This is a genomic window from Rhodopirellula maiorica SM1, assembly GCF_000346295.1.
In the GTDB taxonomy this organism is placed as follows: Bacteria; Planctomycetota; Planctomycetia; order Pirellulales; family Pirellulaceae; genus Novipirellula; species Novipirellula maiorica.
Window position 1 is genome coordinate 1 of record NZ_ANOG01000484.1, and the last position, 1,457, is coordinate 1,457.

Genomic DNA, 1,457 nt, shown 5'->3' on the forward strand with positions numbered 1-1,457 from the left:
GTGTTTTCACTTGCGTTTGTCGAGGATGCGTTTCGTCGAAACGTGAACTGATTTCAACTTGTTGGTTCGCTTGGGTGTTTTCTTTTTGGGGCCCCGAATGGATTTGCGATAGCGGCTCATATCCATCCCGCCGATGATCTGACGAACCTCCTGAGCAAAGCCCCCTTGATCAATCTGCTCCATCTCTTCCCAACGCTCGTCGGGTAACACCACCAGCATCCCGTCGGTTGCTGATGCGATTTCGGTAGCCAAGTAATAGTGCGAAAGCATCTCGGCTTCTTCGCGACCATGCTCCGCAGCAATCGCTCCCTTGCTAATCGCAAACGAGTTGTACGCAACCAGCGCACAAGCAAAACAGAACAACGCCGCTTTGGGATAGCACAGCGGTTTGATCTCGCAGTTCATCGCTGTGGTCATGTGGCCAAACGCGGTTTCGATCTTCCACCGAGTCCGGTAAAGATCGGAAACCACTATCGCGTCGGCATCTTCGATCGGAAGATTCGTCAGCAACACGACTTCGAAATCCTTGTCCCGCGTCGGCTCAAACAGATGAACCAGAATGCGGCGGACCGTTATTTGCCTGCCCTCGTATTCGGGAAGAACCAGCTTGTGTTCGTAGATTACACCGGTATCGCTCTCGCCGATCTTTCGCAACTTGCCTTTCTCGGTGCCATGCAGTTTGCTGTGCTGACGAATCACGAAGCATCCGCTCTTGGCGGCAATACTGTAGAGAAACTTCAGTGTGCAGAAATTGCGATCGGCCAACCAAAGCTGTTTCGCCGCGAGCGTTTCGATCACCGCGTCCAGACCACTGAGTTCTTGTGAATAGGCGTCTTCGATGGGAATGAAATCACAAGCGGCACGATAGCGTGGGTCGTAAACGACCAGTGATTTCCCTGGCAGTGGTGCGGCAGTACTGGTGCGGGTTTCTTTGAGACGATGCTCAGTGCCTGAGAGCCAATTGCCATCGAGGATGCGTGTGCTGTAACCAGCCAGGTCGTTGTTTTGGACGCAGCCAATCTCTTTGCAAATCTCGATGGTTTGCCGGTAGGAGTTGCGAACCAGCTGACGCGATAGTCCCAGTTCGACGCCTTGTAGCTTGTCGTAGACGGCCCGGACTGACACGCCTAGCTGATCTTTGAGTGCCTTGTAACCAGCGTTCATGCTTTGATACTTCCCCAGCACCACGCCGCTGACCAATCCGGTTAGGTCAGAGAACTGCAGCGTGCGAACGTACTGCCGCTGTGCTTCGCTTTCAAACAAGCCGTCGAGTTCTTCGGCGGCCAACAGTCGCCGCAGCACCATCTGAGTGACGGTAGCAAAGGGGCGTTTGTCGGCGAACGAGCGAAACAGTGGGTCTGTAAAGAGCGTGCAATTCATAGCAAAGCCTTCCGTGGCAAAGGGCGAAGCGAACTTGCCCTATTTTTACGAATGCCTCAAAATAGGCAAGCTCAGTT

1 protein-coding gene is annotated in these 1,457 nt (G+C 53.5%); it reads right to left on the reverse strand.

Features of this window, described 5'->3' with window-relative positions:
* Positions 1–6 precede the first annotated feature (6 nt).
* Entirely contained in the window at positions 7–1,380 is a 1,374-nt protein-coding gene (locus RMSM_RS15160; RefSeq protein ID WP_008697777.1) for a transposase, read from the reverse strand.
* Between the last annotated feature and the right edge of the window lie 77 nt (positions 1,381–1,457).